Annotated in this window: 18 protein-coding genes and 1 pseudogene; 6 read left to right on the forward strand and 13 right to left on the reverse strand. The window is 43.1% G+C overall.

Annotated features, from left to right (window positions below):
- The first annotated feature begins 9 nt into the window (after positions 1-9).
- The 4 genes from H9628_RS10625 (at position 10) to H9628_RS10640 (ending at position 2834) form a co-directional block, all read left to right on the forward strand.
- Positions 10-837 (forward strand): hypothetical protein, encoded by an 828-nt coding sequence (locus tag H9628_RS10625; protein ID WP_251834122.1) that lies wholly within the window; start codon positions 10-12, stop codon positions 835-837.
- 2 nt (positions 838-839) lie between these two features.
- Positions 840-1643: a hypothetical protein gene (locus tag H9628_RS10630; RefSeq protein WP_251834123.1), complete on the forward strand. Its 804-nt coding sequence runs from the start codon at positions 840-842 to the stop codon at positions 1641-1643.
- A gap of 81 nt (positions 1644-1724) precedes the next feature.
- Complete coding sequence (locus H9628_RS10635) at positions 1725-2381, forward strand: GDSL-type esterase/lipase family protein (RefSeq protein WP_251834124.1); 657 nt, start codon at positions 1725-1727, stop codon at positions 2379-2381.
- Positions 2382-2387: 6 nt separating this feature from the next.
- On the forward strand, positions 2388-2834 hold the full coding sequence (locus H9628_RS10640) for a hemerythrin domain-containing protein (protein ID WP_251834125.1): 447 nt from the start codon (positions 2388-2390) through the stop codon (positions 2832-2834).
- Positions 2835-2850: 16 nt separating this feature from the next.
- Here H9628_RS10640 and H9628_RS10645 read toward each other — a convergent pair whose 3' ends face one another.
- The gene (locus H9628_RS10645) at positions 2851-4203 is read right to left on the reverse strand and encodes a DEAD/DEAH box helicase (RefSeq protein WP_251834126.1); all 1353 of its coding nucleotides are present in this window, start codon (positions 4201-4203) and stop codon (positions 2851-2853) included.
- Between the two features lie 51 nt (positions 4204-4254).
- On the opposite strand from H9628_RS10645, the gene H9628_RS10650 reads away from it, so the two are divergent.
- Complete coding sequence (locus H9628_RS10650) at positions 4255-4896, forward strand: hypothetical protein (protein WP_251834127.1); 642 nt, start codon at positions 4255-4257, stop codon at positions 4894-4896.
- A 28-nt stretch (positions 4897-4924) separates the two neighbouring features.
- Here the strand turns inward: H9628_RS10650 and guaA are convergent, their stop codons facing one another.
- The 6 genes and pseudogenes from guaA to purM form a co-directional block, all read right to left on the reverse strand.
- Positions 4925-6454 (reverse strand): glutamine-hydrolyzing GMP synthase, encoded by a 1530-nt coding sequence (guaA, locus tag H9628_RS10655; RefSeq protein ID WP_251834128.1) that lies wholly within the window; start codon positions 6452-6454, stop codon positions 4925-4927.
- Between the two features lie 211 nt (positions 6455-6665).
- Positions 6666-7904: a phosphoribosylamine--glycine ligase gene (gene purD / locus H9628_RS10660; RefSeq protein ID WP_251834129.1), complete on the reverse strand. Its 1239-nt coding sequence runs from the start codon at positions 7902-7904 to the stop codon at positions 6666-6668.
- Positions 7905-8039: 135 nt separating this feature from the next.
- Entirely contained in the window at positions 8040-9557 is a 1518-nt protein-coding gene (gene purH, locus H9628_RS10665; protein ID WP_251834130.1) for a bifunctional phosphoribosylaminoimidazolecarboxamide formyltransferase/IMP cyclohydrolase, read from the reverse strand.
- Between the two features lie 48 nt (positions 9558-9605).
- Positions 9606-10319, reverse strand: coding sequence for a metallophosphoesterase family protein (locus H9628_RS10670; protein WP_262891812.1), 714 nt, complete (start codon positions 10317-10319; stop codon positions 9606-9608).
- A pseudogene (gene purN, locus H9628_RS10675) lies at positions 10314-10871 on the reverse strand (phosphoribosylglycinamide formyltransferase); the annotation flags it as partial. The gene H9628_RS10670 and the pseudogene purN, both read right to left, overlap by 6 nt.
- A gap of 24 nt (positions 10872-10895) precedes the next feature.
- Positions 10896-11885, reverse strand: a complete 990-nt coding sequence (gene purM, locus H9628_RS10680) for a phosphoribosylformylglycinamidine cyclo-ligase (RefSeq protein WP_251834131.1) — start codon at positions 11883-11885, stop codon at positions 10896-10898.
- A 300-nt stretch (positions 11886-12185) separates the two neighbouring features.
- Between purM and H9628_RS10685 the strand changes: the two genes are divergently transcribed.
- Positions 12186-13094 (forward strand): DUF808 family protein, encoded by a 909-nt coding sequence (locus H9628_RS10685; protein ID WP_251834132.1) that lies wholly within the window; start codon positions 12186-12188, stop codon positions 13092-13094.
- 77 nt (positions 13095-13171) lie between these two features.
- On the opposite strand, the gene H9628_RS10690 is transcribed toward H9628_RS10685, so the two are convergent.
- The 6 genes from H9628_RS10690 to H9628_RS10715 form a co-directional block, all read right to left on the reverse strand.
- A complete protein-coding gene (locus H9628_RS10690; protein WP_251834133.1) occupies positions 13172-13891 on the reverse strand; it encodes a pirin family protein in 720 nt (239 codons plus the stop codon).
- Positions 13892-14030: 139 nt separating this feature from the next.
- Positions 14031-15419 (reverse strand): MFS transporter, encoded by a 1389-nt coding sequence (locus tag H9628_RS10695; RefSeq protein ID WP_251834134.1) that lies wholly within the window; start codon positions 15417-15419, stop codon positions 14031-14033.
- Positions 15420-15449: 30 nt separating this feature from the next.
- A complete protein-coding gene (locus H9628_RS10700; protein ID WP_251834135.1) occupies positions 15450-15977 on the reverse strand; it encodes a nuclear transport factor 2 family protein in 528 nt (175 codons plus the stop codon).
- Positions 15978-15998: 21 nt separating this feature from the next.
- Complete coding sequence (locus H9628_RS10705) at positions 15999-17855, reverse strand: glycoside hydrolase family 13 protein (protein WP_251834136.1); 1857 nt, start codon at positions 17853-17855, stop codon at positions 15999-16001.
- Between the two features lie 186 nt (positions 17856-18041).
- Complete coding sequence (locus H9628_RS10710; protein ID WP_251834137.1) at positions 18042-20198, reverse strand: glycoside hydrolase family 97 protein; 2157 nt, start codon at positions 20196-20198, stop codon at positions 18042-18044.
- A gap of 304 nt (positions 20199-20502) precedes the next feature.
- Positions 20503-21933, reverse strand: a complete 1431-nt coding sequence (locus H9628_RS10715) for a SusE domain-containing protein (RefSeq protein ID WP_251834138.1) — start codon at positions 21931-21933, stop codon at positions 20503-20505.
- Positions 21934-21948 lie beyond the last annotated feature (15 nt).

Here is a 21948-nt window from a genome sequence, read left to right on the forward strand (position 1 = left end):
ACACAAATTATGAAAAATTTATACATTTCACTCCTGGCATTCGGGTGCACACTACTGTCCGCGCAGGTGGGAATTAACACACGCACGCCACATGCTTCTGCCGCGCTGGATATCAGCGCAAACAATAAAGGAGTAAGTTTTCCGAAGGTTGCGCTTTTAAGCAAAACCGATGTTACATCCGTTTCGAATCCTAAGGAATCCCTGATAATTTATAATACCAACACAAGTGATTCCGGCAATGAAGGATATTATTTCTGGAACGGGAGCCGGTGGGATTACTTCTTTTCAGACCTTAATCAGGCCAATTTGCTCAATCAGGTTAAATATTACTCAGCAACATCCAGCACCGGATATACTTTCACAAGTTCACAGTTTTTAGGTTACAGTGCGCATGCATATGGTGAGACGATCAATACATCTCAATGGACTGTAATATCATCGATTACTAAAAACATCGTAGTGGACCGCGCGCAAAATCAGGTGCTGATGAACATCAACGGTATGTACCAAGCCAATAACGGAAGTTCAGCTACTGGTGGTATTACCTCTACCATCGGCTTTTTTGTGGATGACAAACTGATCGATGTGAAACCGATGTTCCTCGACTTTGCCTCCTCATGTGCGTTCCGGCAGTTTATGATTTATGGCGTGGCGAACAATCTCACTGTAGGAAACCACACGGTGAAATTTGCAATCCGTAATATCGAAGCGCCTGCGATAAGTGGTCTCACTGTTACTTACGGCGCGCCAAATACATCGTCGTCATGCAATACCATTAGTGCTTTCGAATCGGCCATCAGCAGTACGATTTTCGTTAACCAACCTTATGTTTTTTAATCATGAAAGCAACAATTACCACTTTATTTATCGCTGCCATGATTACCGGATATAATGCGCAGGTTCTCATCACTACCAATCCTGCGCTGGGCACTACGCCACATTCCAGTGCGGTGCTCGATATTAAGGATGACCGTCACGGCATTTTATTGCCGCAGGTTGCACTTACAGGCAGTACAGATAACAGTACGATTCCGAGTCCTGTGAGAGGTTTATTGGTTCAAAATACCAATACCGGGCAATCAAATTTTTGGGCTGCAGGAAAATGGAACCGCAATTTCGCGGTAAGTGATGGTTTGGCAATCATTAAGCAAACTGAAAATTTTAACGGAAATTCTACAGCAAGTACGGCTGTCAGTACCTTCCCGACTACGGTTCCGTTGTTCAATTTAAATGATTCCACAACAGGCTGGACCAAACTGAATGCAGGTACCACCGTGACAATCACCAAAGCGACCAATACCAACTATGTAATCACAGAAGGTATGGTGCAGGTAAATAACAGCTTAACAACCGACCAAAAATTTCAGTTTGCAATTGGGATCTTCGTTAACGGACAACTAAAACTAGCGAGCAAATATTATACAACGAGCACTACCTACGTCTGCAGCTGGCGAAAGTTTAATCTTGCCGGTATCTTTAATGATCTTCCTGTCGGCACACACAATGTGGAAGTTTACGGAAGAAATCTGCCCGTAGTTACATCGGGATATACGCAAATTGTTTATGGTGGAAACAGCAGCAATTGTGACAATATAAACAATGATATGGCGCGCATCTACGTAACGGCACAGACAAGTCAGTAAGGTGAAATATCTTTTTTTTAATCCCCGGTGTACAATTCCGGGGATTTTTTTTGCTTAAATTTAAGTTTTAAAGCAAATAAAATGAAGAAACTATTCACTATACTTACCTTTCTCATTCTTTCGCAGGCCCTTTTTTCGCAGACGAAGCCAGCTTTTTGGGACGACATCGAAAAATTTAAGAAGGCCGACAGAGAAATGCGCGCGCCGGAGGATGCGATACTTTTGGTCGGCAGCTCTTCATTTACTATGTGGAAAGATGTGGCTGATTATTTTCCGGGAAAGACATTTATCAATCGTGGTTTCGGAGGATCAAGTCTTTTTGATCTGAATTTTTATTCAAAAGAACTGCTGCAACCTTATAAACCCAGTCAGATCATTATTTATTGCGGTGAAAATGATTTTGCTGCAAATGAAAATCTAAAACCTCGCGAAGTCTTTAACCGCTTTAAGCATTTCTACGCCGAAGTGCGAAGATACCATCCGAATGTCCCTGTTTCGTACATTTCAATCAAGCTTTCACCAAGCCGAAAACACTTGTGGCCTAAATTCACCGCTACGAACAAGATGATTCGTAAATTTATGGAGCTTAAACCAAACGCGGCTTATATCGATATTGTGAAACCAATGACCAATAGTAACGGGGAAGCACGAAAGGAACTTTTCCTGGATGACCAGCTGCATCTTACGCCTGAAGGTTATAAAATATGGGCCACACAGATGGCTCCGCACATTAAATAGAAAATTATGAAAAGACATGAAGCACTGGTGCAACTCAGCCGTGATCACCATTTTGGACTTCTGCTATGCTGGAAACTGAAACAGGGAATTGTAAAAAACATCGGTGCAGGCCGAATGGCGCGGTATATTTCTATATTTTTTAATCACAATCTGGCACCGCATTTTGCCGAGGAAGAGGAAACAATCTTCAATATTTTAGGTGAAAAACATCCGCTGATTTCAGAAGCACTGACGGAACATAACATAATGCGTGAGATGGTAGCACGCGGATTCAGCGATATCGCAGAAATACAAGGTTTCAGGGATTTACTGGAAGTTCACATCCGGAAGGAGGAACGCCAGATTTTTCCGGAAATTGAGAGACAAGCCACAGACAAGCAACTTCGGGAGCTGTTGGAGCTGCCGCATCCTGTTCTGAAAGAGCCCGAGTACGACGACCAATTCTGGAAATAGCAAAAAAATTTCGAGACTACTTTTTTCGTTTCGCCTTTGATTTTGCCTTAGCCTGGGCACGGTTACCGGGTTTGGTTTTTGGTGGGTTCCGTTTTGTGGGTCCACCCCAGTTGACTTTTTTGTTTTTGTCTTTTTTCTCATGAAATGCACCACCGCCCTCTTCGAGTTTTACGGTATGCGCGATTTTCATAATCACCTCATCTTTTTCAGATGCGATCTTTACGGGATTTATTTTTACGTCAGCCGGAAAATCCTGCAAGGCCAGGGATTTATCCATCAAAACCTCTATTTCAAGTAAATTGATTTCCTCTTTTTCTGTAAAAAACGAAAGCGCTTTTCCGTCCTTATCGGCACGGCCGGTACGTCCGATGCGGTGAATATACTGTTCTGGAACTTCAGGGATTTCAAAATTGACAACGTGGGTAATATCTGAAATATCGAGACCACGCGCCATGATATCGGTAGTAATCAATCCGCGCAGCTGCTGATCCTCGAAATTTCGCATCGCATTGAGACGGTAATTCTGGGATTTGTTTGAATGAATTACATCAAATTCGCCCGGGAACATTTCATCAACTTTGGTGAAAAGATAATCCGCGTTCTTCTTATTGTTACAGAAAACCAGAACTTTAGACATTTCATCATCCGATTTCAGCAAAAATTCAAGCAAATTAATCTTGGTGTTAAAATTCTGGACTTTAAACCCAATTTGCTCAATCTTATCAAGCGGCGTACCGGATTTGGCTAACGAAATTTCAATAGGTGACGCAAAATATTCATCCAAAACGGCATCTACAGCTTCCGTCATCGTTGCTGAAAACAGAATATTCTGCCGCTTTTCCCTCATCATAGTGAAAATGGTAGTGAGCTGCATCTTAAAACCTAAGTTCAGCATTTCATCAAACTCATCCACCACTAATTTCTGCACCTCTTTTAATGAAATCGCATTGTCAATCGCTAAGTCCATGATTCGTCCGGGAGTTCCAACAAGAATATCACAACCTTCGTTGAAAAGCAATTTCTGAGTATTGATGTTCACACCGCCGTAAATTCCCAGCACGCGTGCCGTGAGATTTTGCGTTAGATTTTTCACCACATCTGTAACCTGCACTACTAATTCGCGTGTCGGAACCAGAATAAGCACGGTGGGGTTTCCGCTCTTGCTGTACTTCCACATCTTGAGCACCGGTAGCAAATACGCAAGTGTTTTACCTGTACCCGTCTGTGCGATTCCCATCACGTCACGACCTGAAAGTATAGGTTTCAACGATTTTTCCTGAATTGGCGTCGGCTCAAAAAGTTCAGAATCAGCTAATACATCAAGGATTTTTTCAGGTAGATCAAAGTCCGCGAACGTCAGTTTTTCCATTCGGCAAAGATATGTTTTTTGGCAGGATTAAATATTTTGTAATTTCGACAGATGAACCGAGTCTTTTCCGCATTTCTGTTTTTCATTCTTTTTGCCTGTACCGACAAGAAAGAAAAAGGGCTGGAAAACAGCGTGGCAGAGACAATTCCGACCAGGCAACCGGTCGTAAAACCGCTGGATTCTGCGCTCGTTCAATGGCTGAGTTACTATCAGGCAGACAATCCGGAGTTCACGAAAGATAAATTCAGACTCACCGAAACCAGTGCAATAACGTACAGTCCGAGCAATGTGATTGCGCTGAATCAGAAAGGCTTCAATGAAATTTATAAACCTTTCCTTGTATTTAATACAGGCAAAACCGCATACCTGGATTTCGACAGTTACCATTGGATTTTAGCTAAAGACGGCAGTGCCAGCTTTGAAGCCGACCAACAGGTGGTCTTGGTAGATTTAAAGACAAAAACCGCGAAACAGATCGCATTTTTCGGACCTTCTTTCAGGATTGAAGAGGCCTATTGGGCAAAGGACTCAACCGCGGTTTTACTCGGAAACACCTATGAAAAAGTTCCTTTCATGCTGCGTTTCAATTTTGCTAAAAATACAAAGCAGCATTTTCAATATCCCGATACGCTGAAATTTGAAAAGCCCTACACTGAAATCAGGATGCAGAAATTTGGGATTAGTACAGAATAAAAAATGCCTCCGAAGAGGCATTATCTTATTATTCCCACTCAATAGTAGCAGGCGGTTTGCTTGAAATATCGTAAGTCACACGGTTGATACCGCGAACTTCATTGATTATTCGGTTCGAAACTTTTTCCAGAAATTCCCATGGGAACTTGCTGAAAGTCGCCGTCATGAAATCGATGGTATTTGCGGAGCGGACAACTGCGGTGTACTCGTAAGTCCTTTCATCGCCCATCACGCCGACGGATTTCACAGGAAGTAAAACAACAAAAGCCTGCGAAACCTGCTCATAGAGATTGTTTTTGTACAATTCCTCAATGAAGATATCATCTGCTTGCTGCAGTATCTCTACTTTTTCCTCTGAAACTTCACCCAAGATCCGAATGCCCAGCCCCGGACCGGGGAACGGATGGCGATGCACAAGATGGTGCGGGATGCCAAGTTCCTCACCTACTTTCCTCACTTCATCTTTGAATAGTTCGCGAAGCGGTTCCAGCAGTTTAAAATCCATTTCTTCCGGCAGTCCGCCCACATTGTGATGTGATTTTATAACCGCAGAAGGTCCTTTTACAGACTGGCTTTCGATGACATCGGGATAAATGGTTCCCTGTGCGAGAAATTTTGCGCCTTCAATTTTGTGCGATTCTTCATCGAAGACCGCTACAAACTCATTTCCAATGATTTTACGTTTTTCCTCCGGATCAGCGACTCCTTCGAGCTTTGACATGAACCGGCGTTTTGCGTCGATAAGTTTTATCTTTAGCTGGAAATGTTCGCCATAATTTGTCATCACTTTTTCCGCTTCATCCTTTCTCAAAAGACCCGTGTCCACGAAGATGCACTGAAGCTGATCGCCAATTGCTTTGTGAATAAGTACCGCTGCAACTGAAGAATCCACGCCGCCGGAAAGTCCAAGGATTACCTTTTGGTCGCCCACTTTTTCTTTGATTTCAGCAACCGTTTTGTCAATATAGTTCGTGAGTTTCCAGTTTTTCGGGGCTTTACAAATCCCGAAGACGAAATTTTCGATCATGCGTGCACCTTCCTCGGTGTGTGAAACCTCAGGATGAAACTGTACGCCGTAGATCTTTTTCTTTTCATCGGAAACCGATGAGATCACATCTGTCTGTGCATTGATCGCGAAACCTGCCGGTACTTCCTGCACCTCATCAAAATGGCTCATCCACACGGTTGAAAAACGGCCCACGCCCGAAAGCAAGGCACTTGATTTGATAATTTCGAGGGTTGCTTTACCGTATTCGCCTTTGTTGCCTTTCTTTACTTTTCCACCCAGCATGTGGGTCAAAAGCTGCATGCCATAACAGATTCCTAAAACAGGAATTTCCTGCTCGAATAAACTTCTCTCGACAAGCCTTGCGTTTTCCACATTCACGGAGCTTGGTCCGCCGGAAAGAATAATACCGGAAGGCTTCCGCTCGAGAATGTCTGCGAGTGGTGTATTGAAGGGCAAAACTTCGGAATAAACGCCAAGCTCGCGGATACGCCGCGCGATAAGCTGGTTGTACTGTGATCCGAAATCGAGGAGGATGATGCCGTGCTGCATTTTTTATTTAATTGTTTTTGATAAATTATTAACTGATGAATGTGCCTTCTTTTTATTGTAAATCGTATTTTTTGCCTCTCTTCCCTAGCCCCGATTGCAATGGAAATCCTTTTTTGGTGGCTGAGGCAACCGAAGCCGCCAAAAAAGATTGCAATGGAAAGCGGGAAAAAGCTCCTAAAAAAATAAAGCGTGAGAGATCACGCTTTTCTGTTTAAAATTTGCCAATGTCTTCGCGGTAAAACTCGTAGTCAAAACTAATGCTCTTGGCGTCTTCATAGACTTTTTTGCGCGCGTCTTCATAGCTGTCGCCCGTTGCCACTACGCTGAGCACCCGTCCACCCGAAGTCAGGATCCGGTCGCCCACCTGCCGTGCGCCGGCGAAAAGCACATCGCTGTGTTTCACTTTCTCCAGATTACGGATCTCATATCCGGTCTCGATTTTGCGCGGATAACCGCCCGAACACATCACGAGGCAAACTGCTTTTTCATTTTTAAAACGAAGTTCCACTTCTTTTCCCTCGATACAGTCTGTAATGACATCGAAAAGTTCATTTTCCAGAAGCGGCAGAATCACCTGCGTTTCCGGATCGCCCATTCTCATGTTGTATTCAAGCAGAAAAGTACCTTTTTCAGTGACCATCAGGCCGAAGAAAATGAAACCTTTGAAGTGTATGTTCTGTTTGTTGAGTCCGCTGAGGGTAGGATTCATGATGTTTTCCTCAAAATCGCGGAAATGCTCTGCCGTGAACTCCGGGCTTGGCGCCACGCTGCCCATACCGCCTGTGTTCGGCCCTTTGTCACCGTTACCGGCTTTCTTATAATCTTTCGCCGCGATACATGGGAAAAGCTTGGTTCCGTTCGAAAATGCAATCACAGAGGCCTCAAAACCTTTCAGATATTCCTCGATCACCAACTGAATGCCGGCATCACCATAGATTCGTTGGATCATGAATTTATGGATTGTAGATTCCGCTTCTTCCAGGCTTTCAGCGATCACGACACCTTTTCCACCTGCAAGTCCGCTGGCTTTGATAACGAGTGGGAATTTCTCTTTTCGCACATAATCAATCGCATCCTGATAAGCATCAAAAACCACAGCCTTGGCCGTTTTGATATTGTATGACTGCATGAATTTCTTCGAAAATGCCTTACTTCCTTCCAATTCGGCGGCCCGCTTTTCCGGGCCAAAAATAGCAAGGTTGTGCTTTTTGAATTCGTCTACGATTCCATCGACAAGCGGTGCTTCCGGACCTACGATTGTAAGGTCAATTCTTTCCTTGATGGCAAAATCGCGCAGGTCGATCACGCTGTCCTCGTATACATTTTGGCCGAGCTGGGCAGTGGTTACCGTACCTTTCGCAAAGTACATCTTGGAAATCCTTTTGTCGTTTTTCAGTTTCATCGCGATGGCAGATTCACGTCCGCCATTCCCTACTATCAGTATTCTCATTGTTTATAGCTTATGATTTGAATGTTTCAAATTTAGTGAATTGAGTGTACAAATTAGTGGCGATTATGGTAAAGTTTGCGCATCTGAGCGTCAAAAAAGAACCAAAAGCACGTGCTAATCCGTCGTCTTTTTTACTCAATGCAAAAAGTGCCGCATTCCGGTAAACATCATCGGAATTCCGTGTTCATCGGCCGCCTCTATGCTATCAGCATCACGCACGCTGCCACCCGGCTGGATAATTGCTTTAATGCCCTGCTGTGCGCAGAAATCAACAACATCACGGAATGGGAAAAAGGCATCAGAAGCTAAAACCAATTCACCCGAAAATTTTTCTTTTGCGCGTTCGATCGCCTGCTGCGTTGCCCAGATCCTGTTTACCTGGCCACCGCCAATTCCTAAGGCCTGATCGCCATTTGAGACCACAATAGCATTCGATTTTACGTATTTTACGACGCGTTGTGCGAACAGTAATGCTTTTTGCTGTTCGTTGCTCGGAGCCGTTTTCGTGACCGTTTTTATGTCCTCTGAAAACTGATTATCGTTATCCTGAACCAAAATTCCGCCATCCACTTTCACCCAAGTTTGAGCATCTGAAACGGGATGGTTGATTTTGATGATTCTTAAATTTTTCTTCTTCTTTAAAATTTCCAAAGCGTCAGCATCAAAATCCGGTGCCATCACGATTTCCAGGAAAGTCTTGTTTAGTTCTTCAGCTGTCACCGCATCTACTTTGAAATTCATCCCGATGATTCCGCCGAAAATTGAAACCGGATCACATTCGAAAGTTTTCGTGTACGTCTCAAGCGCTGAAGTTCCGATCGCAACACCGCATGGCGTGGAATGTTTCACGGCACAACAGGCCATTTCATCTTTGAATTCGTTTACCACCTTCCAGCACAGATCCATGTCGCGAAGATTATTGAAAGACAATTCTTTTCCGCCCAGAATATCGAAATCTTTCATCGCGCCGCTGCCGGTTGTAGAAACGTAGTAAGCTGCAGTTTGATGCGGATTTTCGCCGTAACGCAAATCTAAAACCTTCCGGTAGGAAGCATTAAGATACTGTGGATAATCTTCCTCAAGAAGAATTTTTGAAATCGCCGCATCGTACGCAGAAGTAAGATTGAACACTTTTCCGGCTAACTTTTTACGGGTTTCAAGTTTAGAGTTGCCGGTTTCAGCGATTTCATTTTGAATCAATTCGTAGTCCTCAACCTGTGTAATGACAGTCACTGAGGTAAAGTTTTTGGCCGCGGAACGGAGCATGGAAGGTCCGCCGATGTCAATGAATTCCACTTTTTCATCTAAAGAAATGTCAGAATTGGCATTTTCAAAAAACGGATAAAGATTCACGATTACCATGTCAATCAAACCGATTTCATGCTCCTGTACGGTTTTCATGTGCTCTTCGCTGTTTCTCACTGCCAATAATCCGCCGTGCACTTTTGGGTGTAGCGTTTTTACACGGCCGTCCAGCATTTCGGGGAAACCGGTTACTTCATCAATCTGAATTGGATTCAGGCCGGCATCTTTAAGATGTTTAAAAGTTCCCCCGGTGGAGATGAGTTCGTATTCCTGGCTTTCCAAAAACCTGGCAAAATCTATAAGGTTTGTCTTGTCGGAGACGCTGATTAATACTCGCTTCTTGTTCATTTTACGTTTTGCTTTTTATAATATCTGCTTGTGGTGATTAATTTCTATTTAAACCGAAAACAACACCTGTTCAACTTCAAGTTGCGGTTTAGTGAAGTCCAGAATCAGGTAACCAAATGACTTCTTATCTGCTTTATAATCTTTCTGCTTCAAAATCTGATAAGAAACCGCCGGCGCAATAATCTGACGGATACTGCCGGTCGTTTCATCGTGGAAATGATGATAATGCCCGGAAATCAAGGTGATGTTTTTGCCGCTTTCTTTTAAAATTTCCTGTACTTTTTCGCGGTTTTTCAAAGGATGTTCTTTATCCATCCAACTACCGTCGCCCAGGACAGGATGATGGATAAATATAACAGGATTGTTGGCATTTGTAAGCCATTCTTGAAGAAATGTTTGCTGCTCCTCACTTAATTTGTATGATGATGTATCGAGAAAAATGCCATCGGCTCCTGCAATTATTGTTGTGTAGAATAACTCCTCCTTTCCTTTCGCTTGCGGAAAGAATTTGTCGAGATGCTTTATTTTATCGTGATTGCCGAGGATGACCTGACAGTAAAAACCTATGATATCTTCTTCTAAAATTTTCAAAGCTTCCTTTTCGCCTAGATCACCGCCAAAAACTATACTCGAAATACCACGATTTCTTGCATCTTCCAAAACTGTTTTCCAATTCTGAACAGTCTTAATTCCTTTCTTTTCAACGTTTTTCTCCAACATGTGAAGATCTGTAATGAAAGCAATTTTCCCGGTATTATTCAAAATTTGATCGATGGCTTTTGGAAAAATTTCATGTTCGATTTCGTGGACTTTAGCCGAAATGTTTTCCACTGAATCATTTGATGTGATGTCAAATGACTTCTGCAGGATTATTTCGCCTTCGTCAATTCCTGAAGTCACATAATGCACCGTAGCACCTGATTTTTTTTCGCCCGCCTTCAGCACGGCTTCATGTACATGATTTCCCCACATTCCTTTACCGCCAAATTTTGGTAAAAGTGCCGGGTGAATATTGATAATTTTTCCTTTAAATTTTTCGCAGAACTCATTATTCAAAATCGACAGAAAACCGGCTAAAACAACAAGATCGGTATCTGTGGAAACTGCTTCAGAAAGTTTTGCAGAAAAGCCTTTCCCGCGCGGGATAAGCAGTGTTCTAATTTCATGATTTGCAGCACGTTTCAGCGCATAGCAATCGCGGTCGGCAATTACCAGATTAACCTCAGCGTTTTTTATTTCGCCGCTTATGGTCGCATCAATGATTCGCTGAAGATTGCTTCCTGAACCTGATACCAAAACACAAATCTGCTTCATATTCCGTTTGCTTTCAGCAATAATTTAAAACAGTTCAATTTGATTTTCGGACTTCACGATCTCGCCAATTTCGTAAGCATCATCAAGAAGATCCAAAACTTTCGGAGCGTGGTTGGCATCTACCGCGAGAACCATTCCGACACCCATATTGAATGTTCCGTACATTTCTTTACGCGCAATTTTTCCGCGTTTTTCAAGTTCAAGCATAATAGATGGAATCTGAATTTTCGAGGTATCGATTTTAGCGCCTAAACCTTGCGGAATCATTCGCGGCACATTTTCGATAAGTCCACCACCGGTGATGTGTGCGATTCCGTCTATCTCAACTTCTTCGAGTAATTTATGAATTGGTTTGTAATACAAACGTGTCGGAACCAAAAGCGTTTCGTATAAAGGTTTACCTTCAAATTCTTCATTGAAATCCGGGAAAATTTTTCTCACCAATGAAAAACCGTTGCTGTGAAATCCGGAACTTGGCAGTGCGATCAACTTGTGACCAGCCGCTACTTTTGAACCGTCAATGATTTCCTCTTTTTCAACAATACCCACGCAAAATCCGGCTACATCATAATCTCCAGGTTGGTACATGCCTGGCATTTCGGCCGTTTCGCCACCAATTAATGCGCAATTGTTGTCTTTACAGGCTTCCACCATTCCCAAAACGATTTCCGCGGCGATTTCAGAATCAAGTTTTCCGCATGCCAGATAATCCAGGAAAAAAAGAGGTTTCGCGCCATGACAAAGGATATCATTGGCACACATCGCGAAACAGTCGACGCCGATGGAGCCGTATTTTTTCGAATCGAGTGCCACTTTCAACTTTGTTCCGACACCGTCCGTTCCGGAAACCAAGACCGGATTTTTATAACCTGCGATTTCGTATAAAGCACCGAAACTTCCGAGGTTGTTCAGCACATTCGCATTGTGCGTGCCGGCTACTGCTTTCTTGATCTTATCGACGGTTTTGTAACCTTCTTCTTTGTCTACGCCGGCTGATTTATAGGTATTGCTCATTATAATATGTGTGAATTTTTGGTCAAACAAGTTCATAAAAAAAGCCGACAGTCATTCGGACCATCGGCTTTTCTAGTATTTTTCAGCGTAAGTTGCACCTCCAAAGGTTTGGAATTTCTTTTGTGGAAGATGTAATATACGCGGTTCCAAGTGTAAAAAATTTGTTCTGCGAAAATAGGATTTTTAAATGATTAATAAAACCCTGACGCCAGATAATTATCAAAATGCTTTCGAAAAAAGGCGCGTGCGTTAACAACTTAAATCATTATTTTTGCTCCCTACCAATAAGAAACAATATATATGGCTTCAGGTTTTTTTGCGATTTTAGACGACATAGCTGCGCTGATGGATGATGTGGCAGTAACAGCAAAATTAGCAACCCAGAAAACCGCGGGGATCCTTGGCGACGACCTGGCAGTAAACGCCGAGAAGGCTACAGGCTTTTTGGAATCGCGTGAAATTCCGGTATTGATGAAGATCATGAAAGGTTCTTTTGTGAATAAACTCATCATTGTTCCCGCAGTTTTTTTGCTGGAATGGCTGTACGAGCCCGCTATCACAATCATTCTGATTTTTGGTGGATTTTATCTGGCTTACGAAGGAATTGAAAAAATTATCGAATATTTATTTCACCGTAATAAAAAAGGAAAGGAAGTAATCGATGAGGCCAGTGAGACTACAGAAAGCGGCACCGACCTTGAAAAATCTAAGATAAAATCCGCCGTGACCACCGATTTTATCCTTTCCCTTGAAATTGTAATCATAGCGTTGGCGTCAGCAAAAGTGGGTTATGAGGCGCTAAAATCGCAGTTTAATCCGTTTCTGGTAGAAGTTGTAACCGTTTCCATCGTGGCGATTATTGCTACGATAGGCGTATATGGAATTGTTGCTTTAATTGTGCGGATGGACGATGCCGGCTACAAACTCATCAAAAAATCCAGCACGGAAAAAGGTCCGCTGGTTTCGCTTGGAAACTTTCTTGTGAATGCTTTGCCTTGGGTGATAAAAGGTTTAGGTGTGGTAGGTACGATCGCATTAATTCTTGTTGCCGGTGGCATCTTTGTTCATAATATCGAATGGATGCACCATCATTTCCTTCCAAACCTTAATTCTATCATCAAAGAAGCTTTAGCCGGAATTATTGGCGGACTTATCGCGCTTCCCATTTTTAAACTCGGAAGCAAAGCGTTTTCGCTGATTAAGAAATAAAAATTTAAGTCTAAAAAAGATAAAGCGGAAAATCACTTTTCCGCTTTTTCTTTAAATATTAGGAGCTCAGTATGGGGTTACTGTGGCAGTTGCATAGGAACTTCCATCAGTAAAATCTCTGCATCTTCCGTGGCCTCCAGTGTGAAAGATTCTACCTCCCAAATGCCATATCCATCTCTGGTTTCCAGAACTTGGTCACCAATTTTTACCGAACCTTTCAGCACAAAAACATAAACTCCATTTTCCGGGCGGTTCAAATGATATTCATTAGAATTGCCTTTTTCAAATTTAGCCAGATAAAACCAGGCATCCTGATGGATCCAAACGCCTTCATCATCCGGATTGGGTGAAAGGATCTGTTGGAAACCATTCAGCTTTTCATTTTCTCTGATGCTGATCTTGTCGTAGCGCGGCGCGACATTCATCTTATTTGGGATTACCCAAATCTGCAGGAATTTTACAAGTTGGTCTTTGTTTCGGTTAAATTCACTATGCTGCACACCGGTTCCGGCGCTCATCACCTGAATTTCACCTTTGCGGATAACCGCCGAAGTCCCCATTGAATCCTGATGCTCCAGATCACCTTCAAGGGGAATGGAGATAATTTCCATGTCGCGGTGCGGATGTTTCCCGAAACCCATGCCGGAAGCAACCTGATCGTCATTTAGTACTCTCAATACGCCAAAATTCATCCGTTCAGGATTATAATAATTGGCGAAACTGAAACTGTGGTAAGATTTCAGCCAACCGTGATCGGCGTAGCCACGTGTGTCTGCGTTGTGATATACTGTTTTCATTTTCTGAAGATTTATGGTTACAAATTTAGGTGAATGAAAGCTGTATAGTGTTGATTTAGGTTAAGTTCGCCTGAAGCGGTTCATAAAAAAATCCGTCAAAGTGAATTGACGGACTTTAAACTTCACAATCGATTACTCATTAAGCGTATTTCTCAACCGTTGCGCTGGCTTCAATTGATTCGGCATCGTCATCTTTTCCAACACCTTTTAGTGTAAGGGAAATAAAGGCTGCGATGATCATCGCCACACCACCTGCAACTACGTAACCGATGGCGTAATTTCCGAAAAGACTGTGGACAACAGGTCCGCCGATGATTCCGTTTATGATTTGCGGAAGCACGATGAAGAAATTAAAAATCCCCATGTACACACCCATTTTTTTCAACGGAATTGCGTTAATCAGCATGGCATAAGGCATTGCCAAAATACTGGCCCAGGCAAAACCAATCCCGACCATCGGCAACCAAAGCAACGCTGTATTTTCGATAAAATACAACGAAATCAAACCCAGACCTCCGCAGAAAAGTGCCAGTGCATGTGTCTGCTTTTTGCCGATTCTTTTTGCTAAAGGTATCAGCAGGAAAGCGAAACCAATCGCGAAAAGGTTATAATATCCGAAAAGTTCGCCGACAAGGTTACCGGCATTATTGAATTCAGCGGATTTTGCATCGTCAGGTAAGAGTCCGAAATGGTGCGTTGCAACGGCACTGGTTGTATATACCCACATGGTGAATAGTGCAAACCAAGAGAAAAACTGCACCACGCCCAAACTTTTCATCAATGGTGGAATGTTGGCGAAATCTTTAAAGATATCGGTGAAACGCGGTGTCACTTCGTGTGGTTCTTCTTCAGAAAAATCAGCAAAGTCATCCGGTGAATATTCTTTCGTGGTAAAAATCGTGTAAAGGATCGTCAGCAAAAGTACAGCGGCACCAATGTAGAACGAGTAAATCACAGAATCGGGTACGAAACCTTCAGCGGCAACATTTGAAACACCAAGCTGTGTAAGCCAAGCCGGCATATTTGATCCGATTACGGCACCAATTCCAATCAAAATCGTTTGAACAGAAAAACCAACGGTTCCCTGGCTTTTCGGCAACATGTCACCCACCAACGCACGGAAAGGCTCCATCGCCACGTTGATCGACGCATCCATCAACGCAAGGAACAAAACAGCAAAAAGTAAAACTCCACTCGCCATCATAACGCCTACCGAGGCTGAATTTGGAAGGAAAACCAGACCTACAGCCGTAAGCAGTGCCCCGATGAGGAAAAAAGGCTTTCTACGGCCCCATTTTTCAGACCAGGTGTGATCGCCCATGTGACCGATGATTGGCTGCACGATGAGCCCTGTGAAAGGCGCTACCAGCCAGAACCATGATAAGTGATGCACATCTGCACCAAAGTTTTGCAGGATGCGGCTGGCATTTCCGTTTTGAAGGCCAAATGCCATCTGTATTCCCAGAAAACCCATGCTCATGTTGATGATTTGGGCAAGTTTCAGTTGCGGTTTTATTCTTCTTGACATTTTAAATGTTTATTTTAAAGTAAAGATCTGTTATTTTTTCGTTTTTAGTTCAGAAATCACGCGGTCTTCCAATGGTGCCTTGATTTTCGTCACCTCATCCACCACATCGTTCGGAACGGTTACCGACAGCACGTACTGACGGATTTTCCATTTCCCACCGATTTTCTCCAGCACGCCGGAGCCGCGGCAGATTTTCATCTGCGTATCTAAAAGTTCATCAAACCAGGCGTAAGTACCGTCTTTGCTGAAATAAATATTTCTTTTTAAAGACGTGAAATTCCAGGCTTTTCCACGGTCAAAATAAGGTTTAGACCAAGCCATAAATTCCTCTTTGTTCCATACCTCGCCGGCTTCCGTGCCAATGTAAATGGATTCTTCTGCGAAAAGCTCGAAATAGTTTTTATAATCAGCCTGTGCCGCAAAAAGATTCAGGTCGTCTAAGACTTTGCTGACATTTTTCTTCTGAACATTTTCATAGAAGCCTTTTTTCTGTGCAGAAAGCGAATTTGAAAATATAAAAGCGCATATCAATACGAAAAGAGAAACAAGTTTTTTCATGGTTACTGGTTTAAATTTGAATTATTTCAAATCTAAAATTAGTGAAGATTTCGCTGGAACGGTCAGTTTACCTGTGGAATATATCGTAAAATCCCTGCCTGAGATCACATCTTTTCCGGCAGAAACTCCATTTAAGGATTCCGCAAAGCGGGTGAGGTCAAAAGTTTGGTCTTTTTCATTGTTGTTGATCACCACCATTACTTTCTCGCTTTCATTGTATCGGAAATACACATACACCTTTTCTTTGGGCATATAGTGCTTGGTTTTCCCGTTGTGGATCACGTCTTTGCCTTTTCTCCAATTCAAGACTTTCTGCGTGAAATCATGAAATTCTTTCTGCTCGGCAGTACGAGTTTCAGAGTTGAAAGCATTTTGTGGATCTCCTTTCCAGCCACCTGGAAAATCACGTCGGATATCGGCGTCGCCCTTCGATTTTTCACCTCTCATCCCAATCTCAGAGCCGTAATAAATCTGCGGTATTCCGCGCACGGTGGAAATCAAAGCTAAAGCCATTTTGTAGTAACGCGAATCGCCGTTGAAGATTTCATTAAACCTTTCCGTATCGTGGTTTTCGAAGAAGACCAATATATTATTGATGTCTGGATAAAGGAAATCGTTGCCAAATGAATTGTAAATCTTGATCATCCCTTTGTCCCAGCTCTCTTCTTCTTTTAAAGCTGAGGGAAGATCGGTGTACAGCGTAAAATCCATCACAGACGGAAGATTCGAGTTGTAGCCATCAATCTCACCTATTTTGGAATCTTTCTGCCAGTAAGAAACATGTGCAGGATTGTACATCCAGGCTTCGCCCACAATATTGAATTTCGGATATTCATCGGTAATTGCTTTTGCCCACTTCGCCATCGCTACTTTGTCGTTGTAAGGATATGTATCAACACGCAAACCGCCGAGTTCAGCATATTCAATCCACCAAATGGCGTTTTGGGTCAGATATTTTAAAACCAAAGGATTGCTCTGATTTAAGTCGGGCATCGTGGTATCGAACCAGCCGTTTAATGCTTCCTGTCTGTCGATTTCAGCAACATTGGTGTCGAACTGTGAAGTGGTTCTGTAGTTGGAACGTTTGAAACCGTACTTTCCTTCACCATCCGCGAACTGATGAATCCAGTCTCTGGTTGGTAAATCCTGAATGAGCCAGTGCGAAATGCCCCAGTGATTCGTCACATAATCCTGAATGAGCATCATGCCGCGTTTCTGAAGTTCGCGCGAAAGTTCAAGATATTCTTCGTTGGTTCCGTAGCGGCCGTCAATTTTGTATAAATCGGTCTGCGCGTAACCGTGATACGAAGTCTGTTTTTCGTTGTCTTCGTTGGCCGGCGTCAACCAAAGTGCAGTTGCGCCAAGATTTTTCAGATAATCAAGATTGTTGATGATGCCGCGTAAATCGCCGCCGTGTCTGCCGTTCGCCGCATTGCGGTCCAGTTTGTCTGCCAGATTTTTCTGAGAATCATTCGAAGGGTCACCGTTTGCAAAGCGATCCGGCATGATGAGATACATCACATCTTTCGAAGTGAACGAATTTCTGTCAGCGGAACCCGGCTTGCGGTTTTTGAGTTCGTACGTGTAGGAATAGCGCGTTCTGTTTTTTTCCTTAAAATTGATTTTGAAGGATGAAGTATTGATTTCATCGGTATTCACCGTGATGAAAACGTAATTCCGGTTTTCGGTTTTCGTGAGATCTTTAACCTGAATATTATCGGATAATTCCACAGAATATTTTGAAATATCTTTTCCATACACCAAAATCTGGAGTTCCGGATTTTTCATTCCTTTCCACCAAAAGGCAGGTTCCACTTTCTGGATCTGGGCAAAACCGAATAAGGAAATGAACAGAAAAAGTACTGAGAGTTTTTTCATTTTTTTTCTTTAAAAACCTTGCCAGGGATTGAGTCCTGACAAGGTTGGTTGATTATTGGTTGGGCGCGAGCGAAGCGAGCGCCAATGTTCACAAAGCTCTACTAGCCCCGATGGAAGCGGCATTCCTTTGTGCAGCGCAGCGGAACAAAAGATACAGCGGACAGCGGGATTAGGCTCCTGAAAAGTTTACTTCACGGCCTTCACCGAAATGGCGTAACCACCACTTCTTGCAAGTTTCATCGGCAGTTTCGATTTGCTGGTGACCGTTTTCTTATAGATTTTGTATGATTGCGGATTGTTGATATAATCAGCATCATCACCGTCGGCATATACAGTGGCTTCGTACTTCTTACCTTTTGGCAGGAAGGAGAAATCTACAGTATAGTTTCGGGCATTTTCATCCGTAATTCCGCCAACATACCATTCATCCTTACCTTTTGCTTTTCTGGCTGTGTGGATATAATCGCCAGGTTCTGCCGAAAGAATTTTGGTATCATCCCAATCTACCGCAACGTCCTTGATGAACTGGAAAGCGTCTAAATGTTTCGCGTAGTTTTCCGGTAAATCTGCCGCCATCTGCAGCGGAGAATACATCACAACATATAATGCCATTTGCTTCACAAGCGTAGTTTTCACGAATCTTGTGTCGCCCGGGAAATAATAATCGAGTTTGGTCTGGAAGATTCCCGGCGTATAATCCATCGGTCCGCCCATAAATCTGGTGAAGGGAAGAATGGTCTGATGATCCGGATTGTTTCCGCCAAAAGCTTCGAACTCTGTTCCGCGCGCGGCTTCAGCAGCAATCCAGTTCGGATATGTACGGCTTAAACCCGTTGGACGAACAGATTCGTGCGAGTTTACCATGATTTTATACTCATTTGCTTTTTCGGCAATTCTCAGATAATGATTGATCGTCCACTGCGAATAATGATGTTCGCCACGGGGAATAATATTTCCTACATAGCCCGTTTTCACCGAAGGATAATCATATTTGTTCATGAGTTGAAAAGCCTTGTCAGCCCATCTTTCGTAATTGGTTGCAGAGCCGGAAGTTTCGTGGTGCATCATAAGTTTCATGCCTTTGGAATGGGCATAATCATTCAGCATTTTAATGTCGAAATCCGGATAAGGCGTGATGAAATCGAAAACAAATTCTTTGCTGTGCCCGAACCAGTCTTCCCAGCCCACATTCCAGCCTTCAATAAGCAGCGCATCAAAACCGTGTGCCGAGGCGAAGTCGATATATTCTTTCACCTTGGTGTTGTTGGCTGCGTGTTTTCCGTTGGGCGTCAGTTTAGAAAAATCGGTTTTTCCGATGTGAACATTGTTCGCGGTAGAATACGACCAGTTCGATTTTCCGATGATCATTTCCCACCAAACCCCCATATATTTTGTGGGTTTGATGTACGAAGTGTCCTTGTATTCGGTCGGTTCGTTCAGGTTGAAAATCATTTTTGAAGCGAGTACTTCTTCCGCTTTTGGCGAAACGATGATCGTTCTCCACGGCGAAACCGCAGGTGTTTGGATATAGCCTTTCGCACCCTGAGAATCCGGCGTTAAATGGGTTTTGAACTTAAAATTTGCCGCATCCAGTTCAAGATTTGAAGCCGGATAATTGATTACCGCTGCTTCCGCGATATTTACATACAATTGGTCTTTGCCTTCTTTTTTCAGCATTAAAGGCGTCTGGACAGCATTTTTAATTAAAGTCTGCGACGCATTTCCGTCATAAGAAGTTGGCCATTTTGCAGGAATCTCAGAAAGATTTGTTGTCTGCGTTTGGTATTCCTGCGAATCGTAATCGCCTGCAAGCCACCACGCTTTCATATCGGTTGGAAGATCAATTTCGGAATCTTCTTCTCTGATGATGAAATAGTTTAGGTTTTTCTGCTCCGGAAATTCGTATCTGAAACCTAATCCGTCATTGAACAAACGGAATTTCAGCACAATATGTCTGTCGTTTTCATCCTGATTTAGGGTAACCGCCAATTCGTTATAATGGTTAATATAGGATTTTTTCTCACCCATAATCGGATCCCAAGTTTCATTTTTGGAATCGAACTTTTCGGCAGTTTTAGTAAATCCGCTGTCGAGGTTTTTACCTTTCTGGTCTTTATTTTCGATTTCTGAGGCAAACTGAATGTCGCCATCACGCAAAAGTCTTAACCCTAATTTTGAATCTTCAACCACGGTTTTTCCCTGGTATGTAAGGTTGTAAAAAGGAACGCCGCTCTTCAACTGAAAATTCATTTCAAATTTTCCGTCGGGCGATTTAACAGACTGTGCGTTGAGTGCGAAACTTCCCATCAACAGGAAAAGCGCAGATATTTTTATATTTTTCATACGATAATTTTCGAATCAATAAATTTAGAGAAAATGCGCCTCAAAACAAAGTTTTTCGCGTCCTAAAAAGGTTTTTCAACGCGGTGTTTACGCAAATTCCGCCAGACGGGATTTATCAGTAGATATGCAGAAATGGTATAGTGAGGTGCAGGAATGGTATATCGGGCTGCAGAAATGATATAATGGCACACAGAAACGGTATAATGAGAAATTGGGCGGCCTGTGCGTGGATGTGCAACATTTAGATAAAAAAACTGCTGCCCGAAGGCAACAGTTTTAAATAAATGTAAGTGTTAAAGGAAAACTATTGCGGTGTCACCGTATAAGTTCCCAGTTTAATGTTAGCGGTGATTTTGTACATATTGCCGCCACCATTGAATTTGATGTCGCCATTGTCGCCATTTGGTCCCAGATATCCTGAGGTTCCGGCTGAATGCATGTTGCCCCACTCCTGTCCAGACCAGTCTTGCTGTCCGAGGAATTTGAAAGCAGCATCATCTCCAATAGCAATTACGTGCTCATAAACACCGTCACCCACCTGGGTCATCGGAATTGCTGCACCAGCGTTCCAGCCCTGGATAGATCCTACCAAATATACGTTGGTTGGCAATGTAGGTACAGATGAAGGCGTTACTTTGATATCACGTGAGTTTTGGTCAATCGTGATCTTGTACATACCTGAATTTCCTGTAAACTTCATGTTTTCAGATCCGTCAGGCTCCAGGTTTGCAGACCAGGTATTGAAGTACTTGTAACCCTCATTCATTCCCGGCGCGTTAAGGCTGTAGTTAATTGGACTCCAGTCTTGCTGACCTAAGAAACGGAAAGAACCGTTACTTTCCAGATAGGTGTAAATTTCAGATATCTCATTGTTTCTGTTAAGCTTTTGAGCTGCAGAAGCATTCCAGCCTACTGCTGATCCGCCACCTACTATGTAGAAATCTACAAACGCAGGTTGGAAAGGCGTTACTTTGAATGTAACCACCTCAGAAGTTTTCGTAATGGTACCACCTGTAGAAGTAGTGCTCGCTGTTACGCGCACGTCCACTTCTGAAGCAACACCAACCGGTAAGTTTAATCCGATAACCGCATTGTTAAGGGCAAAGTTTGTCCATGCCAATTCCTTCAGGTCCGTTACCGTACCCGTAGAAACGAAGTCTGTAGAACCTTTCTTCGCGATCTCTACATTATACGATACGTTCACACCGTAAGCATAATCTGTCCAGGTTACTACAGTTGCGGTTGCAAGCGGGCTTGCAGCGTCAAGTACAACAGATTCACCTGCGGTAGGTTTAGTAATAACAGGAACAGCCGACGGGTAAGGCGTCACAGAAAATGCAATCGCATTAGAAACTGCGGATCCGGTTTCAACGCGGATATAAACCGTTTGAAGTGAGTATGGCTTTACGCCCACCTGCAGCATTGCTGTATTCAGCTCACCAATCGTTGTGCGAAGCGTAGTTTTATCTGAAGTTCCTAAAACTGACTTCTTAGCAAAATCTTCCGTAGCGGAAACCACTACCGAATACGTAGATGCACCGGTTGAAGGTTCCCACGTAAGGATATATGGGTTGTTATCCATCGACGGATAAAGAACAGACACCCCGGGAACAGTATTGTGCAGCGTGAAAGACGCTTCCGGAGAAGCCCAGTCTCTGTCAGCATCATTTCTGCAGGCCGTGAGAAGTATTAATGGCAGACAAAGCACCATCAGGGTTTTAAATATATTTTTCATAAGATCTGATTAAAT

Origin of the sequence: Kaistella pullorum, assembly GCF_014837035.1 — a bacterium.
GTDB lineage: Bacteria > Bacteroidota > Bacteroidia > Flavobacteriales > Weeksellaceae > Kaistella > Kaistella rhinocerotis.